Origin of the sequence: Flavobacterium sp. CS20, assembly GCF_018080005.1 — a bacterium.
Lineage (GTDB): Bacteria > Bacteroidota > Bacteroidia > Flavobacteriales > Flavobacteriaceae > Psychroflexus.
The window spans coordinates 1,555,258-1,573,252 of the sequence record NZ_CP073015.1 but is presented as its reverse complement, the minus strand read 5'-3'; the positions used below and the strand labels follow the sequence as shown (position 1 = coordinate 1,573,252).

At 34.5% G+C, this 17,995-nt stretch carries 15 protein-coding genes, 1 tRNA gene and 1 pseudogene; 6 read left to right on the top strand and 11 right to left on the bottom strand.

Features of this window, described 5'->3' with window-relative positions; genetic code table 11:
* Nucleotide 1 precedes the first annotated feature (1 nt).
* The 5 genes and pseudogenes from IGB25_RS07415 (at nt 2) to IGB25_RS07395 (ending at nt 5,452) form a co-directional block, all read left to right on the top strand.
* Nucleotides 2–526: a DUF3341 domain-containing protein gene (locus tag IGB25_RS07415; protein WP_211064470.1), complete on the top strand. Its 525-nt coding sequence runs from the start codon at nt 2–4 to the stop codon at nt 524–526.
* A 3-nt stretch (nt 527–529) separates the two neighbouring features.
* Nucleotides 530–1,165: a cytochrome c gene (locus IGB25_RS07410; RefSeq protein ID WP_211064469.1), complete on the top strand. Its 636-nt coding sequence runs from the start codon at nt 530–532 to the stop codon at nt 1,163–1,165.
* Nucleotides 1,166–1,188: 23 nt separating this feature from the next.
* Nucleotides 1,189–2,514 carry a quinol:cytochrome C oxidoreductase gene (locus tag IGB25_RS07405; protein ID WP_211064468.1) on the top strand — a complete coding sequence of 442 codons (1,326 nt, stop codon included), beginning with the start codon at nt 1,189–1,191 and terminating at the stop codon, nt 2,512–2,514.
* Between the two features lie 26 nt (nt 2,515–2,540).
* The gene (locus tag IGB25_RS07400; RefSeq protein WP_211064467.1) at nt 2,541–3,602 is read left to right on the top strand and encodes a cytochrome c oxidase subunit II; all 1,062 of its coding nucleotides are present in this window, start codon (nt 2,541–2,543) and stop codon (nt 3,600–3,602) included.
* A gap of 19 nt (nt 3,603–3,621) precedes the next feature.
* A pseudogene (locus IGB25_RS07395) lies at nt 3,622–5,452 on the top strand (cbb3-type cytochrome c oxidase subunit I).
* A 303-nt stretch (nt 5,453–5,755) separates the two neighbouring features.
* Here IGB25_RS07395 and IGB25_RS07390 read toward each other — a convergent pair.
* From IGB25_RS07390 to IGB25_RS07340, 11 genes are all read right to left on the bottom strand, one after another.
* A tRNA-Arg gene (locus IGB25_RS07390) sits at nt 5,756–5,827 on the bottom strand.
* A gap of 102 nt (nt 5,828–5,929) precedes the next feature.
* Nucleotides 5,930–6,361 carry a peptidylprolyl isomerase gene (locus IGB25_RS07385; RefSeq protein WP_211064466.1) on the bottom strand — a complete coding sequence of 144 codons (432 nt, stop codon included), beginning with the start codon at nt 6,359–6,361 and terminating at the stop codon, nt 5,930–5,932.
* Nucleotides 6,362–6,680: 319 nt separating this feature from the next.
* Nucleotides 6,681–7,133 (bottom strand): D-aminoacyl-tRNA deacylase, encoded by a 453-nt coding sequence (gene dtd / locus IGB25_RS07380; protein ID WP_211064465.1) that lies wholly within the window; start codon nt 7,131–7,133, stop codon nt 6,681–6,683.
* Between the two features lie 3 nt (nt 7,134–7,136).
* On the bottom strand, nt 7,137–8,093 hold the full coding sequence (gene rsgA, locus IGB25_RS07375; RefSeq protein ID WP_211064464.1) for a ribosome small subunit-dependent GTPase A: 957 nt from the start codon (nt 8,091–8,093) through the stop codon (nt 7,137–7,139).
* 116 nt (nt 8,094–8,209) lie between these two features.
* Nucleotides 8,210–10,015 carry a T9SS type A sorting domain-containing protein gene (locus IGB25_RS07370; protein ID WP_211064463.1) on the bottom strand — a complete coding sequence of 602 codons (1,806 nt, stop codon included), beginning with the start codon at nt 10,013–10,015 and terminating at the stop codon, nt 8,210–8,212.
* Between the two features lie 374 nt (nt 10,016–10,389).
* On the bottom strand, nt 10,390–11,481 hold the full coding sequence (locus IGB25_RS07365) for a bifunctional 3-deoxy-7-phosphoheptulonate synthase/chorismate mutase type II (RefSeq protein WP_211064462.1): 1,092 nt from the start codon (nt 11,479–11,481) through the stop codon (nt 10,390–10,392).
* A 10-nt stretch (nt 11,482–11,491) separates the two neighbouring features.
* Nucleotides 11,492–12,346 (bottom strand): prephenate dehydrogenase, encoded by an 855-nt coding sequence (locus tag IGB25_RS07360; protein WP_211064461.1) that lies wholly within the window; start codon nt 12,344–12,346, stop codon nt 11,492–11,494.
* Complete coding sequence (locus IGB25_RS07355) at nt 12,343–13,500, bottom strand: pyridoxal phosphate-dependent aminotransferase (protein WP_211064460.1); 1,158 nt, start codon at nt 13,498–13,500, stop codon at nt 12,343–12,345. The genes IGB25_RS07360 and IGB25_RS07355 overlap by 4 nt, the downstream gene beginning before the upstream one ends.
* Nucleotides 13,497–14,324, bottom strand: a complete 828-nt coding sequence (locus tag IGB25_RS07350; protein WP_211064459.1) for a prephenate dehydratase — start codon at nt 14,322–14,324, stop codon at nt 13,497–13,499. Before IGB25_RS07350 ends, IGB25_RS07355 begins: the two co-directional genes overlap by 4 nt.
* 255 nt (nt 14,325–14,579) lie before the next feature.
* Nucleotides 14,580–14,987, bottom strand: a complete 408-nt coding sequence (gene tsaE, locus IGB25_RS07345) for a tRNA (adenosine(37)-N6)-threonylcarbamoyltransferase complex ATPase subunit type 1 TsaE (protein ID WP_211064458.1) — start codon at nt 14,985–14,987, stop codon at nt 14,580–14,582.
* A 73-nt stretch (nt 14,988–15,060) separates the two neighbouring features.
* Nucleotides 15,061–16,617: a response regulator gene (locus tag IGB25_RS07340; protein WP_211064457.1), complete on the bottom strand. Its 1,557-nt coding sequence runs from the start codon at nt 16,615–16,617 to the stop codon at nt 15,061–15,063.
* Nucleotides 16,618–16,651: 34 nt separating this feature from the next.
* Between IGB25_RS07340 and IGB25_RS07335 the strand changes: the two genes are divergently transcribed.
* A complete protein-coding gene (locus IGB25_RS07335; protein WP_211064456.1) occupies nt 16,652–17,881 on the top strand; it encodes an HD domain-containing protein in 1,230 nt (409 codons plus the stop codon).
* Nucleotides 17,882–17,995: the final 114 nt, after the last annotated feature.

Below are 17,995 nucleotides of genomic sequence, written 5' to 3'. Positions count from 1 at the left end.
TATGGCAAATTACACATTACAAGCATTATACGAAGATGATGACCACTTGATGAAAGCCGTTAAAGAAACCCGTTCTGCTCATCATCATATTGAGGAAGTATTTACACCATTTCCAGTTCACGGTCTTGATAAAGTCGCAGGTTTAAAACCAACACGAATAGCTATTACTTCATTTATGTATGGTGTTCTCGGTCTTGGCGTTGCTGTTTGGATGATGAATTTTATAATGATAGATGATTGGCCTAGAAATATTGGTGGTAAACCAAGTTTTACATTCTTTCAAAATATGCCAGCTTTCATTCCTATTATGTTTGAGTTAACAGTGTTTTTTGCGACTCACTTGATGGTTATTACATTTTATATGCGTTCTAAAATTTGGCCATTTAAAAAAGCAGAAAATCCAGACCCAAGAACAACCGATGACCATTTTTTGATGGAAGTTAGTAGAGAAAAAAATAATGTTCAGAGCCTAGCTGAGTTTTTACAAGCCACAGGCGCTAAGGAAGTTACATTAAAACAATCTTAACCTATGAAATATTCAATTTTAATCTTACTCTGTCTTGTGCTTAGCTTGAGTTCATGTGCTGATAAAAACAATCCTAATTATCAGTATTTTCCAGACATGTATCAGTCTTTAGCCTATGAGACATATCAAGAAGCGACAATATTTCCTAACGAACAAGAAGCCATGTTGCCTGTTGAAGGAACTATTCCTAGAGGTTGGTTGCCTTATAATTATAAAAATAACCCAGAAGGCTATAATTTGGCAAAAGCAGAACTTAAAAATCCTTTAGTGTATTCTGAGGAAAACTTAAAAAAAGGTCAAGAATTATTTAATATATATTGTGCAACTTGTCACGGTCAAAAAGGAGATGGACAAGGTTGGTTAGTGCAACAAGAAAAAATACTCGGTGTGCCAGCTTATGATGACCAAGGAAGAGCAATTACTGAAGGTAGTACATATCATGTTATGTATTATGGTATAAACACGATGGGATCTTATGCCTCTCAAATGAGTGAAAAGGAACTTTGGCAGGTTAACCATTATGTCATGAAACTCAAAGCTGAGCTTGAGGGCAAACCAGAAAGAGCTTTTGAAACTGAGAAAGAAACAAAACAAGATGTTGAAAATACTGTAGAAGAAGAAGTCGCAATAACTGAATAAAGAACAAAATAAGATAGATTATCATGTATAAAATGTCCAACAAACTTCGCTTATCAGCAATCATTTTTATGGTTGTGGGTGTTTTAGGGATAGCTTATGGCTTTTGGCAAGCCCCAAGCTCAAAAGCTGAAGCTAAAGAATTATTAGAACACAAAGCTGAACATGGCGATTCTCATGCTGAAACAGCAAATACACATCAAGTTGAAGGGCAAAGCTCAAATCGTGCAGAAGAAGCTCATAGCGATGAACATCTTGAGCATGCTTATCATCAAATGCAAAACAGACCTTGGTCAGCCGTTTTTGTGCCAATGTTGTTTTTCTTTTTAATTGCAGTTGGAGCTCTTGTGTTTTACGCTATACAAAATGTGTCTCAAGCTGGTTGGTCTCCACTATTGTTTAGAGTTATGCAGGGAATTTCAAATTATATGTTGCCTGGTGGAATTTTGATTTTCTTATTTCTTATACTCTCAAGTTTGCAACTCAACCATTTATATATATGGATGGATCCTGAAACTGTAGCTCATGATGAAGTTATACAGGAAAAATCAGCATATTTGAATATTCCATTCTTCTTTATTCGTTCAGCTATTATTTTATTTACGTGGTCGTTTTTTAGACATTTATTAGTCAAAAATTCTGTCAAACAAGATGATGAATTAAACTTGAATTTATACAAAAAAAATGTCAAATTATCAATAGCCTTTTTAGCTATATTCATTATTACTGAAGCCATAGTATCTTGGGATTGGATAATGAGTATTGATACACACTGGTTTAGCACGTTGTTTGGATGGTTTGTCTTTGCAAGTATGTTTGTTTCTGCTATTACAACTATTGCTTTAGTGAGTATTTATCTCAAATCAAAAGGTTTGTTAGAACAAGTTAACGACAGCCATATCCACGATTTAGCTAAATTTATGTTTGCATTTAGCATATTTTGGACTTATTTATGGTTTTCTCAATTTATGCTGATTTGGTATGCTAATATGCCAGAGGAAGCAGTGTATTTTGTATCGAGGATTGAAAATTATAAGTTGATGTTTTTCGGGATTGTAGCTATTAACTTTGTAGGTCCAGTTCTTATTTTAATGAATTCAGATTTTAAACGAATTAATTGGTTAGTTGTTTTGACAGGGATTTTGATTTTAGTAGGTCACTATTTTAATTTCTTCCTACTCATAATGCCTGGTACTGTAGGAGATGCTTGGGCTATTGGTATTCCAGAAATCGGTAGTTTACTCTTTTTCTTAGGATTATTTATTTGGTTCGCCTTTAAAGGAATTAGTAAACTTCCTTTAGTTCCTAAAAATTCACCATTTTTAAAAGAAAGCCAACAATATCATTATTAAATTATAATATTGAAAGATAAAAATATATGACAGCATTTTTAATCATAATCGTATTAGCACTTTTAGCCATTACATTTTGGCAAATATCTAAAATATACAAATTATCAAAACCGTCAGATGATGATGGTGCTATTGCCAATGATAAAGACAACCAAAAACAAGCCAAAATTATGCTTGTATTTATGGTGTTTCTTTATGGTTTGATGATTTATTCATTTTGGAATCTAAGTAAGTTTTATTTACCAGAAGCGACATCAGATCACGGTTCTACCTATGATCAATTAATGTTTATATCAATAGGGATAATTATGACTGTTCAGGTAATCACTCAAGCTTTATTGCATTATTTTGCTTACAAATATCGTGGTAAAAAAGGAAAACGTGCTTTGTTTTATGCCGACAATAATACCTTAGAGTTTATTTGGACCGTAATTCCTGTTGTTGTTTTAGCAGGTTTAATCATTTACGGACTTGTTTCTTGGACTCAAATTATGAATCCAAAGCAAGATGAAGATACTATGGTTGTAGAAATATACGCTTATCAATTTGATTGGAGAGCTCGTTATGCTGGTCAAGACAATGTTCTCGGCAAAGCAAATGTAAGATTTATAGAAGGCGTCAATCAACTCGGTGTTGATGAGACGGATGAATATGGCAAAGACGATGTAATTGTTAACGAATTGCACTTACCTGTCAACAAACCTGTGATTTTTAAATTCCGTTCTCAAGATGTTTTGCACTCTGCCTATTTCCCTTTCTTTAGGTCTCAAATGAATGTTGTCCCAGGTATGATTACAGAGTTTGGGTTTACACCTACAATAACTTCTAATGAAATTAGAAATAGCGATTATATGTTGGAGAAAGTGAAACGCATAAACAAAATACGCGACGAAAGAAGTAAAAAATTAATTGCAGAAGGTCGTTCTGAGTTAGATGATTATGAATTTGAATACTACTTGCTTTGTAATAAAATATGTGGTGTTACACATTACAATATGCAAATGAAAATAGTCGTTGAAGAAGAAGAAGAATTCAACAAATGGATTGAAGAGCAACAAACTTTTGGAGAATTATTAGCTAAACAATAATTAAAGAAACAATTTAAAGATGTCAGCAATAGCAACAACAGCACATTCAGGCGAGCATGCGGAAGATCATGCACATCACCATCATGAACAGTCATTTATAGAAAAATACATTTTTAGTATAGACCATAAGATGATTTCTAAGCAATATCTTATTACAGGTCTGATTATGGGTTTTATTGGTATTTCAATGTCTCTGCTTATGAGACTCCAATTAGCGTGGCCTGGTGAAAACTTTTGGATATTTGAAGCACTTCTGGGCAAGTTTGGAACAGATGGTGTGATGGATCCAGGCATTTACTTAGCCTTGGTTACCATTCACGGTACTATTATGGTATTTTTTGTTTTGACAGCAGGTTTAAGTGGTACGTTTAGTAATTTACTCATTCCGCTTCAAATTGGAGCTCGCGATATGGCATCAGGCTTCCTGAATATGTTGTCGTATTGGCTGTTTTTTTTATCGGCTGTCATAATGATTTCATCTCTTTTTGTTGAAGCAGGTCCAGCATCTGCGGGTTGGACGGTTTATCCACCTTTAAGTGCTCTACCGCAAGCTATTGGCGGTTCTGGTTTAGGAATGACTTTATGGTTGGTGTCTATGACTATATTTATTGCATCATCTTTACTCGGTTCGCTTAATTATATTGTTACAGTTATAAATTTGAGAACCAAAGGTATGTCTATGACAAGATTGCCTTTAACCGTTTGGGCATTATTTGTCACAGCTATCATAGGTGTTGTTTCTTTCCCTGTTTTGTTATCAGCAGGTTTGTTGTTGTTGATGGATAGAAGTTTTGGAACATCTTTTTTTCTGAGTGATATTTATATTCAAGGTGAAGTCTTGGCACACCAAGGTGGTTCACCTGTTTTGTATGAACACTTATTTTGGTTTCTTGGTCACCCAGAAGTTTATATTGTTATTTTGCCAGCTTTAGGTATTACTTCTGAAGTTATTGCCACTAATGCTCGTAAGCCGATATTTGGTTACCGTGCAATGATTGTTTCTATCTTAGCAATTGCCTTTTTATCTACCGTAGTTTGGGGTCTCCATATGTTTGTTTCTGGGATGAATCCTTTCTTAGGATCTGTGTTTACATTTACAACTTTACTAATTGCAATTCCTTCAGCTGTTAAAGCTTTTAATTATATTACCACATTGTGGAAAGGAAATTTACAATTTAATCCCGCTATGCTGTTTTCCATAGGATTGGTTTCTACTTTTATTACAGGTGGATTGACAGGTATAATTTTGGGTGATAGCACCTTAGATATCAACGTTCACGATACTTATTTCGTTATTGCACACTTCCACTTAGTGATGGGTATTTCTGCACTATATGGATTGTTTGCTGGTGTTTATCATTGGTTTCCAAAAATGTTTGGGCGCATGATGAACAAAAACTTAGGATACATCCATTTTTGGGTGACTGCTGTAGGTGCTTATGGTGTGTTTTTTCCTATGCATTTTATTGGAATGGCAGGTTTACCAAGACGTTACTATGCCAACACCGCTTTTCCATACTTTGATGATTTGGCCGATACCAATGTTTTGATTTCTGTGTTTGCTTTTATCACCGTCTGCGGCTCAAATTGTGTTTATTTACAACTTCATCAGTTCTATTTTCTACGGTAAACGGGCAACACAGAACCCGTGGAAAGCAAATACCTTAGAATGGACTGCACCAGTAGAACACATTCACGGCAACTGGTATGGTGATTTGCCAACGGTTTATCGATGGTCTTACGATTACAGTAAACTTAATTCAGACGAAAGTGACTATGTGATTGCTGGTCAAGATTTTGTTCCACAAAATGTGCCTTTACAAGAAGGAGAAGAAGAAATGAATCATTAGCAAAATAAGCTTCATAAATTGATATAAACGTCTTAGAGTTTCTAAGGCGTTCTTTGTTATATTTGAGTTTACTATAACGTGAGTTCGATATAAATTCCAATAAAATATATTCACATAAAATACAGATATTTAATCATTTGCCATGTCGATAGAGCGAAGCATGAGATTTCTCCTCTTTCTTCGTTCGAAATAACAAAATTTGCTAACAAAAATATGTAATCATCTGATTTACAGCTTTCAATAAATCAAACTCACGTTAAGTCTGTAATTTATAGAGTTTATCTTATAATTGAATTAAAACAGTAGCTCTGCTAGGAATCGAACCTAGATCTAAAGTTTAGGAAACTTTTGTTCTATCCGTTGAACTACAGAGCCAATGGAATGCAAATCTAAATTTAAATTTATAGAACTCCTATTTCATTTAATAAAAAAACCGTCTGTGAAGACGGCTTAATATTATAAAAACAAAATTATAAATTATTTGATTTCTACAACTTCAACTTCAAAGGTTAAGTCATGGCCAGCAAGTGGATGATTGGCATCAACTACAATATGGTCGTCATTTACAGCGGCTACGCGAAGTTGTTGTTCACTCCCATCTGGGTTTTTTGAAACTAATCCCATGCCAACTTCTGGTTTGATTTCTTCTGGAAGTTGTTCTTTGCTAACTTTATGGAATAAGTCGTCGCGTACATCGCCATAAGCTTCGTCTTTGTTTATTTTTAATGTCTTTTTTTCGTTAACTTTCATATCGATAATTCCTTTTTCAAATCCAGGTATTAGCATACCTTGACCCAAAGTGAACTCTAAAGGTTCACGTTCTAAAGAACTGTCAAATACTTGATCATTTGATGTTAATTTCCCTGTGTAATGCACTTTTACAGTGTCTTTGTCTTTAACTTGACTCATAAATTATGTATTTTTTTTACAAAGTTACAGATTATTATAAGTCTGCAAACCTAATTGCTTTAATTATCAATTATTTAATATTTTGAACTCAATATTTAAATTACTTTTATTCAAGTTAAAATTTTCTTTATAACACATTTGAATGCATTTGGCATTATGACCCTAAATAGAATAGAATTAATTTTTTTAATTTATAGTGGATGAGCTAATACAGGTTTGAGAAACAATCTACGCTTTCAGTTTGAACTCTTGTTGTCAAAGGGTTGTGCTGAATTAAACTTAGCACATGAAAATTAAATTAAAACGAGAACATCAAATTTCAGACTTTATCTCTTGAATCCATAATTATCGTCACTGGTCCATCATTGGTTAAAGTAACTTGCATATCTCCTCCAAAAATGCCAGTTTTCACCTCTTTATTAAGGTTTTGTTCTAAGGTATTAGCAAAGGCTTCGTAAAGTGGTTCTGCTAATTCGGGTTTTGCGGCTTTAATAAAACTGGGGCGATTGCCTTTTTTTGTAGAAGCATGAAGCGTAAATTGACTGATTACCATGGCTTCAAAACCTGTATCTAAAAGGCTGAGATTCATTTTGCCAGCTTCATCACTAAACAAACGCATTCTCGATATTTTCCGAACCAACCAATCAATATCGTCTTGCGTATCTTCATCTGCTATGCCTAAAAATATCAATAAACCTTCTTGTATCTCAGCATGATAATCGGGTTTAACCTTGACTTCAGCTTGTTTTACACGTTGTAAAATCACTCTCATAATTTAATCGGCATAAGGGTTTTTACGAAAAGTTTGTTGTTGGTCGTCGAGTTCTTCTAAAATTTGGCAATAGCTTTTATATCTTGAAAACGCTATAATATCGTGATTTAAAGCTTGCTTGATTGCACATTTAGGCTCGTTGATGTGCAGACAATTATGAAATTTACATTCTGATTTCAAAGCAAAAAATTCTCTGAAATAATCGCTGAGTTCTTCTTTTTCCATATCAATCATTCCAAAACCGCGAATGCCTGGCGTGTCAATAATTTTTGCTCCAAAATGGGTTTCGTGCATCTCGGCAAAGGTTGTGGTATGCTGACCTTGGGCGTGTTGCTCTGAAATTGCTTTGGTTTTGATGTTAATATTGGCATCCATAGCATTGATAATACTCGATTTACCAACGCCACTATGACCTGCAAACACGCTGATTTTATCAATCATCAAGGCTTTGACTTGATCTAAATTTTTGCCAGTTGACGCCGAAATACCAATACGGTGATAACCAATTTCACGATAAATTTCAGCTAAATATTTAAGTTCGCCAAATTCGTTTTGGTCTAAAGTATCTAATTTATTGAACAGTAAAACACATTCCACATCAAAAGCTTCTGCAGAAGCGAGAAACCGGTCGATAAACGTAGTTGTGGTTTCAGGATTGTTGAGCGTGATGACTAAAAATGCCAAATCTATATTGGTCGCAATAATGTGGGTTTGCTTAGATAAGTTAACCGATTTGCGAATGATGTAATTTTTACGTTCTTCAATAGCTTTGATGATACCAATGGTCTCATCGCCGTCTTTTATGACTTCAAAATCGACTTTATCGCCTACTGCAATGGGGTTGGTGCTTTTTAGCCCCTGAAGTCTAATTTTGCCTTTCAGTTTGCAATTATAAAAGCTATTGTCAGACGTTTTAACCTGATACCAACTGCCAGTAGATTTATAAACGATGCCTTTCACGAATTGACTTGATTATTAAAGGCTGTAAATATAGATATAATGGATTAATTCGTTGGTAGGCCTTGTATAGAATATGAATTGTTTAGTTTTAGATATATATTTTTTAAAACACGACTTTACTCCACCACCAACTTCAGCACCTGCGTATGTTGGTTTTGGCTTATAACTTTAATGAGATATACGCCGTTTTCTAAACTTGAGATGTCTATGGGATTGGCGTTGAGTTGACCGTGTTGGATATTTCTACCTTGCACATCAAAAATTTGATAACGCGATAAAGGTCGCTGGCTTTTTATACTAAATTGTGCCCTTGCGGGATTGGGATACAAAACCATATCTGGACTTGCACTGGGGTTATCTGTGCTTAAATTACAATTTTGGCAAGCCAACTTAGCAGTAAAGAAATCTGCGACTCCACCTGTTTTGGTCAGGGTTGGCATAGTGTTGTCGTTAACAAACAGGTCGCTTTCTGTAAACCCGCCAACCACATAATTGCCCAACTGGTCTGCGGCTACGGCGGTAATCTCGGCATTGGCTGTACCGCTATTGGTTTTTATAACTTCTATCACCGCTCCCGTAGCTTTATCAAAGCGCACCAACGAGGCTTCATATCCACTACCGCCTACACTAAACCCATCCCAAGTGGTGTTATTGTCAAGTCCTAAACCCAAAACAACTTCATTGTCAAAAAAAGAAATACTTCTTCCGGGATAAAATGAAAAGGTATCTGTGTTACTTCCCCATAATAGGTTACCTTGGGCATTGAGTTTAAGCAAGTAAGAACCTGTAGTTCCAAGACCACTGTCTAGTGCTTGATCAAAAACATAACCAGCAAAGGATTCTCCATCGTTAGAATTATTTAAAACATTACCGCTGTTAACTTTTCCAGTAATAAATATATCACCTTGGTTATCTACTTTAACATCTGTTATTAACATTCCAGGAGAATTATCATTACTTACGTTATCTTCTCGCCATAGAAGAGTACCAGAAGTATCTAAAGCCAATAAAAAAGTAGTAGGAGCAAGCACTCCATTAAAAGAGAGCGATGAATTTCCTGTGAGACGATGAGTAGCCAAATAATACCGATTATTAACGGGGTCATAATCCATAGAGACGTTAAAACCATCAAAGCCATCAAGGTCAAAATCTAACAAGATATGCGAGAGGTAATTGCCTTGGGTATCATAGCGGATAATAACCGATTGACCTGCTGTCATGCTATCTGATACAACCAAATTCCCGTTTAAATGACTTCCTAGCCATATCCTACAAAACCAATGCACTGTGCCATCTGGTGCCACATCCATGTCGAAATGTTGAGTTTCTGGAAATATGTCAACCCAAGATAGGTTGGGCGATTGGGGTTGACGTAACCATTGAAAATTACCCCCACTGTCATACTTTAGCGTATAGAGGTTTTTGTTGGCTGGTGAAGGCGTGTTTAAAGAGCCAATAGGCATAATACTATCCGTATCAAAATGAACTGGTGTATCGTTAGCCTGTACTGATGCAGGTGCACTACCAGATACATAAATATTATCCTGAGCATCTATGGCTAAAGATCCCGGAAAATCACTCCAAAACCCACCACCAATGGTCTTACTAAACCTAAAATTGCCCTGCGCATCGGTAGAAAACACATATACATCGCGTTCAGAATTGCCATCATCATAGGTGGTAATAGGTAAGTCGCCATAAGTGCTTTGGTCATTGCCTACTGTAGCCAGATAATAATAGTTGTTGTTACTATCTATTACAATGTCTCTAATGTGTTCATAACTACTATAATAAGCAATAGAGCCACCGCCAGCTATATTCCGTTTTCCTCCCCCGCGTTCTGCCCATTCCCAGGTATAGGTCTGGGCGGTTAAACTCGGCAATAAAACTATATATAATAAAAAGCGAATTAAAAGTTTCATAGGTTTAGTCTTTTATGAGGTGTTTTTGGTCTATAATTTGGCCATCTTCTTCTAAGACCATGATAAATTGGCCTAAAGGTAAGTTAAGGGCATTTAAATTTAACATCATAACAAGGTACTTTTTAGAGTAAATTTAAAATAAATTATGCAAAATAATGTTAAAATATATCTTTGTGGCTGATTTTAACATCTTAAAAAATGAAAATCAATGGTCATTTTCTATCTCGGGGTTTGTAAATGCTGACATTTATCGTAAGCATAAACCTGCAAATAAAATATAACATAAATCGAAAGGGATTTACTCAAAGCCACTAATTCACTAATGGATACGAGGTGTTTTAGTTACTAAGGAAAAAGCTATAACCTAAATCGTTTTATTTTTTATCTCCTGTCAAAACTTTATGTTGATGTGCAATGGACTCTTGGTGAATAGCTTTGAGAAATTTAGTCACAAAATCTTCACTTAATCCATTTTCAGTACCTTCCTTTATCATTTTATCTAAAATTTCATTCCAGCGTTTGGTTTGTAAAATAGCAACGTTATTTTTCTTTTTCAGTGTTCCAATTTCATCAGCAATTTTCATACGTTTGCCCAATTGATTGATAATTTGATGGTCAATTACATCAATTTTGGTTCTTAAGGTATTCAATTTGTTTTTAAATTCATTCGCTTCACTGTGTTCTTTTCTTATTTTTAAAACTTTAGTCATTTGGTCTAAAGCCTCAGGCGTGATTTGTTGAGCAAGATCACTCCAAGCTTCATCTGGCAAATGATGCGTTTCTACCATGATACCATCGTAATTAAGGTCAAGTGCAGTCTGGCAAATATCAAAAATAATATCGCGTCGTCCAGCGATATGCGATGGATCGACAATTAAAGGCAAATCTGGAAATTCATTTTGTAAATCTACCGCCAGTTGCCATTCAGGGTTGTTTCGGTATCGGGTTTTTTCGTAAGTCGAAAATCCGCGATGAATGACACCGAGATTTGGGATATCAGCTTTATGTAGGCGTTCCACTGCTCCGAGCCAAAGTGATAAATCTGGATTGACAGGGTTTTTGACCAATACAATTTTATCTGTACCTTTTAAGGCATCGGCAATATCTTGAACGATAAATGGGCTAACGGTGCTTCGTGCTCCAATCCACAACACATCAACATCGGCTTCAAGTGCTAAATCAACATGAGTTTTGTTAGCCACTTCGGTAGCGATTTTGAGTCCGGTTTCGGCTTTGGCTTTTTTGAGCCAATCTAAGCCTATTTTACCTACGCCTTCAAAGTTACCTGGTTTGGTTCGGGGTTTCCAAATGCCAGCACGCATTACCGAGGTGTCTGTGTTTTTAAGTTGATGAGCAATTTTAAGTACTTGATCTTCGGTTTCTGCACTACAGGGTCCAGCAATGACCAGAGGATGTTCAAGATTGAAAGCTTCTAACCAGTTTTTAAATGTGTTTTGATTTGTCATAGCTGTATTTTTATAAATGTATGCCTTTTAAAATATCTTTTACAACATTTGTATTGTTCATCTCTTTGTATAATTGTTCAAAATCGTCTTGTTTTAAAGCGGTTTCAAAATTTTTCAAATTATTAATATATTCTGATAAGGCTTCCAAAACAAATGTTTTATTTTGTTTAAAAATAGGTGTCCAAGTTTGTGGATTACTTTTGGCTAACCTTACGGTAGATTCAAATCCACTGCCTGCCAAGTCAAAAATATTGCGTTCGTTTTCTTCTTTGTCGATTACCGTTTTGCCTAACATAAATGAACTGATATGTGATAAATGGGAGACGTAAGCCATATGCTTGTTATGCGATACAGGATTCATATATCTCATTTTCATCTGCATCTTTTCAAAACATTGAATGGCCAATTGTTGAAGTTTTAAATTGGTTTTTTCGACTTCGCAAACAATCATCGTTTTATGATCAAACAACTCGGAGAAAGTCGCTTGAGGTCTAGAAAATTCTGTTCCTGCAATGGGATGCGTCGCCATAAATTGTTCACGTTTGGGATGATTTTTCAGATGCTCACAAAGTTTAGTTTTGGTAGAACCTGTATCGATGACTAACGTGTTTGAACCGATTTGATTTAACAGCTCGTGAATCACATTTGGAGCTATATCAACAGGAATGCTTACAATGACCAAGTCTGCATTTTTGAAATCTTGTTTTTGAGCTTCCTTATTAATAATACCTAAATCAATTGCCTTATCTAAGTGATCTTTATTTATGTCTTGTCCTAAAAACTCAGCTTTTGACCAAAAGCGTTTTAAACTCAATAACATCGAGCCACCTATTAAGCCTAATCCTATGCCAATTACTTTTTTCATGCCTTGAAGTGTTTTGTTCGCTCTAAGCACGTCTTTAATTCATCTTGATTGACGCAAAGTGAAAACCTTAAATAACCTTGACCATTAGAACCAAACACGTCACCAGGTGTTACAAATATATGATAATCGTGAAGTAAAATATCCGATAAAGTTTTAGCAGAAAGTTGAGATTGAATTTTTGCCCAAACAAAAAGTCCTGAGTTGTTTTTGTTGTATTTCAAATCAAGTTGATTACAAATTTGCCATACTAAATCTCGTCGTTTCGTGTAAATAGCATTGAGGTATTGATACCATTTTGATGACAATTGAAGTGCCTTTTCACCACCTTTTTGAATAGGGTAAAACATACCGCTATCCATATTCGATTTGACTTTGACAACTTGTTGTATCAAATCTTGATGACCACAAAGCATACCGACTCGCCAACCTGAAAGATTAAAGGTTTTGCTCAGCGAATTGAGTTCTAAAACGTGATTATTGGGCCAACGATGTTTTAAAATACTAAAAGGTTTATCATTGAGAATCAAGCTATACGGATTGTCATTAACCAATAGAATATGATTTTGTTTTGTGAACTCTATAAGATTGTTAATTGTGTCGTCATCAGCTTTAGCTCCTGTTGGCATATGCGGATAATTGATCCACATCAGTTTGGTTTTTGGTGTTATGAGTTTTGAAAGTCGCTCAATATCAGGTTGCCAATTTTGATTTTCTTTTAAATCATAATACAAAGTTTTGGCTTGAACTAAGCCTGACACAGCAAGATAAGTTGGATAGCCAGGGTTTGGCACTAAGACGTCATCACCTGGATTAAGAAACGCCATAGAAATATGCATAATCCCTTCTTTACTGCCTATAAGCGGTAAAATTTGATTATCTTTTGAAAGTTTAACTTGATAAGTTTTATCGTAAAAGGTTTTGATCGCTTCACGTAAACTAGGAATGCCAGCGTAAGCTTGATATTGATGGGCTTTTTCATCTGCTGTAGCTTTTATCAAACTTTCAACAACAGATTCAGGTGGATTGATATCGGGAGAACCGATTCCTAAATTAATTATGGGATTACCATCATCGATAAGGCGTTTAACTTCTTTAAGTTTTTTAGAGAAGTAATATTCTTTAATTTGAGCAAGTCGTTCGGCAGGTTGTATCATTTTTGTGCTTGTTTATAAATTCCGAGGAGTTTAAAATGATGTGTGATTGATTTTAGTTTTTCAATTAAATTTTCCATATCAATTTCTGGTAAAAAAATCATATCCACATAAAATGCATAATTCCATTTAGAAAGTGGCGTCGGTATAGATTGGATTTTGGTCATATTGATATTGTATTCTTGTAGCAAAGCCAAAACTTTAAACAAACTTCCCGGTTCGTGAGCCAATTCAAAACGGATTGAAGCTTTATCGGCTGACTGGTTTGGGATGATTTTTAGATTTCTTTCAACTTTTACAAAACGTGTAGAATTGAAGTCGTTGTCTTGGATATGAGATTTCAAAATGTCTAAACCAAACAACTCAGCCGTCCCGTCAGGCACAATGGCGACCGTATGATGAATTTGTTTTTCGGCAATAATTTGTGCAGGTAAAGCGGTATCTACATCTTCCACCAATTTTAAATTAGAATGTTGATTAAAAAACTTTCCACATTGCAAAAACGCCATTTGATGAGAATTTACCGATTTAATATCTTCTAAATTTTGACCTTTTAACGCGACGAGATTGTGTTTGATATCTAAATAATATTCAGCTGAAATACTCAAATTATGCTCACTGATTAAAGTATAATTTGATAAAATACTACCAGCAATAGAGTTTTCTATCGCCATAATACCATAATCAACCTCTTTTGAAATAACTGCTTTTACTAAACTATTAAAACTCATACAAGCTTTGGTTTTAGCTTGTTTTGAAATAAAATCGCATACCACTTTATGATGGTTTGAACCTGTAATGCCTTGAATTGCTATGCGTTCTGTCATATTTTAGTTTTAATCAAAAAAAAATCCCGAAACTGGTTCGGGACTTTATTATTTTAAATATTTTTTTAATATTTCAATAACAGTCCCGTACGCTTTTAAAAAAAGCATAATAGAAACCGTCAAAGAAAAAAGTATTTGTTTTCATAATCAGTTGGCTAAGTTATAGATAAAATTCAATTGAGCAAATGAATTTATAAAGAAACTTAAATTTTCAAATAACCATTTAAAGTTCAACAATCCAAAACAATTAATGATTTAAAAAACCTCACTCATTTCAACCTTACGCTTGTCAACATCAACCAAGCTCAATTTAACTTTTACAAATTTCTCTAGCCATAAAGGTTTAATCAGTTCTAGCCACTCGATGATGATATGTGCATCTTGAGCGAGATAATCTTCAAAACCTATATCGTAAACTTCTTCGATAGAATTGATCCGATAAAAATCAAAATGGTAAATGGGTTTGTCATCAGTGAGATATTCGTTAACCAAAGCATAGGTTGGACTAGAAACATTATCCTCACTGCCGAGATGTTTGACCAAAGCTTTGATCAATGTGGTTTTGCCAACGCCCATTTCTCCAAAAAACAAAAACGTTTTATGCGTTGAGTTGTTTAAAATATAACGAGCAACCTCCTCAAGATTGTCTAAACCGTAAGTCATAATTAAAGAATTTCTAAACTATTGAATTTGATTTCATATGTAAACTCATATCCAGCTAAAAAAAAGAAGGCTTTTACCCTTTTGGCGAAAATACAGCAAAAGGAATTATCATTTCTTCGAGAGAAATGCCACCGTGTTGAAAGGTGTTTTTGTAATATTTGACGTAGTAATTATAGTTGTTGGGATAAGCCAAAAAATAATCGCCTTTAGCAAACACATACGAACTGCTCATATTGATACTCGGCAAGCGAATGTTTGAAGGATTTTTAACCGCATAAACATCTTTTTCATTATAAGTCAAACTCTTACCTGTTTTATAACGCAAGTTGGTGCTGGTATTTTTATCACCGATTATTTTAGTTGGATTTTTTACATTAATCGTGCCGTGGTCTGTGGTTAAAATCAGTTTAAAACCTAATCGTTGTGCTTTGATAATGATATCTAATAAAGGCGAATTTTTAAACCAACTCGTGGTTAGAGAGCGATAAGATTTGTCATTTGAAGCCAATTCTTTAACAACTTGCATTTCTGTCTTAGCGTGAGACAGCATATCTACAAAATTATAAACAACCACAGTGAGGTCTTGATTTTTGTATTGTCCAAAATTATCTGCCAATGTTCGTCCTTTTTCTAAAGACGTGATTTTGTGATAAGAATGGCTGATATGCAAACCGAGACGTTTCAATTGGTTGTCAAGAAATTCAGCTTCGTGCATATTTTTTCCACCTTCATCGGTATCATTTAACCACAAATTCGGGTAAAGTTTTTGCATATCCAACGGCATCAAACCTGAAAAAATAGCATTTCTGGCATATTGAGTTGCAGAGGGCAAAATGCTAAAAAAAGCGTCTTCTTTTTCTTTTTTAAAGTGGTTGTTGATAATAGGTTCAATGGCTTTCAATTGGTCGTATCTCAAATTATCTACAACCACCATCAATATTGGTTGTTCGTCTTTAAGCTCAGGAACCACTTTTGTTTTAAACAATTGATGAGACAGAGTTGGTGCTTCGTCAGTATTACGGTCAAACCAAGATTCGTAATTTTTAGTGATGAATTTAAAAAACGCAGAATTGGCTTCTTGTTTTTGAGATTCTAAAATTTCTGTCATCGAAGAATCATCAAGATGGTCAAGTTCCATTTCCCAATACAAGAGTTGTTTGTAAAGCTCTACCCATTCTTGATGAGAATTGACTTGCGACAAATCCATAGACAGTTTTCTAAACGCTTGTTGATAATGCGAAGTTGTGCGTTCAGAGACCAATCGGCTGTGGTCTAAATTCTTTTTTAAACTCAACAAAATTTGATTAGGATTGACGGGTTTAATCAAATAATCTGCAATTTTAGAACCAATGGCTTCTTCCATGATATACTCTTCTTCACTTTTAGTAATCATCACCACAGGCAAGTTGTTTTGTTTAGCTTTGATTTCAGCTAAGGTGTCGATGCCTGAAAGTCCGGGCATATTTTCATCTAAAAACACAATGTCAAAACGTTCATTGTCAATGGTTTCTATGGCTTCCACACCACTTTGACAAGTCGTAACCTCATAGTCTTTTTTAGTCAAAAACATGATATGTGGTTTTAACAAATCAATTTCATCATCCACCCAAAGTATTTTTATCTTAGTCATATATTTATATTTGCTGAAATTAAGCGAAATTATTTTGAAAAAACAAAACAAACTCAAGATTATAAACGACCCAATATATGGTTTTATTACCATTCCAAGCGAACTCATCTTTGATTTAATTGAACATCCTTATTTTCAGAGACTTAGGCGAATTTCGCAAATGGGTTTGTCGCATTTGGTTTATCCTGGTGCACAACACACGCGTTTTCAGCACGCTTTGGGTTGTTTGTATTTAATGCAAAAGGCTATTCAAACCTTAAAATTTAAAGGTATTAAAATTACCAAAGACGAAGAAGAAGCTACACTCATAGCTATTTTGCTTCACGATATTGGTCACAGTCCTTTTTCACACGCTTTAGAAAATAGTTTGATTGAAGGTTTGAGCCATGAAAATTTATCTTTAGAATTTATGGAAACGCTCAATCAAGATTTTAATGGCAAACTTGATTTAGCTATTAAAATTTTTAAAGGTAATTATGATAAAGAATTTTTAACCCAACTTGTTGCAGGTCAATTAGATATTGACCGGTTGGATTATTTAAAACGCGATAGTTTTTACACTGGCGTGGCTGAAGGCAATATCAATTCTGATAGATTAATCACAATGATTAATGTGAGAGACAATCAATTGATGATTGAAGAAAAAGGCATTTATTCAGTAGAAAAATTTTTATTAGCGAGACGTTTGATGTATTGGCAAGTCTATTTGCACAAAACCAGCCTTGGTGCAGAATTGATTTTGATAAAAATACTTCAAAGAGCTAAAGAATTAATTCAAAAAGGCAATGAATTGCAATCCAACTCAAGTCTGTCTTACTTTTTAAATCACAACATTTTGTATGACAATTTTAGCCTTGAAATTTTAGAACGTTTCGCTCAACTTGATGATTATGATATTATGACTGCCATAAAACAATGGCAAAACCATTCAGATCGAATTTTGAGTAAACTATGCCAAATGCTTATCAACAGAAAATTGTTTAAAGTCAAGTTGAAAAACAAAGCTTTTAAAGCCAAAAAAATAGAAAATATAAAACACAATATTCAAAAACAATTTAACATCACTTCAGAAGAAGCTAAATATTTTTTCTTTGAAGGCAAGACGTCAAATCAAGCGTATAACTATGATTATCAGCAGATTATGATTTTGTTTAAAAATGAAAAAATCAAAGAAGTCTCTCAAGTTTCGGATCAATTGAATTTAAAAACCTTAGCTCAACCTGTGGTTAAGTATTATATCTGCTATCCTAAAGGACTGCAATAGAGAAATGATGTCCAACATTGAAAGTGCTGGAACTAACTTTGCCAGTATTTAGCTTTTCAATCCAACAACGAATCACTGCTATGGCAACAATATTTAATGTGATGTTCGCGTTTT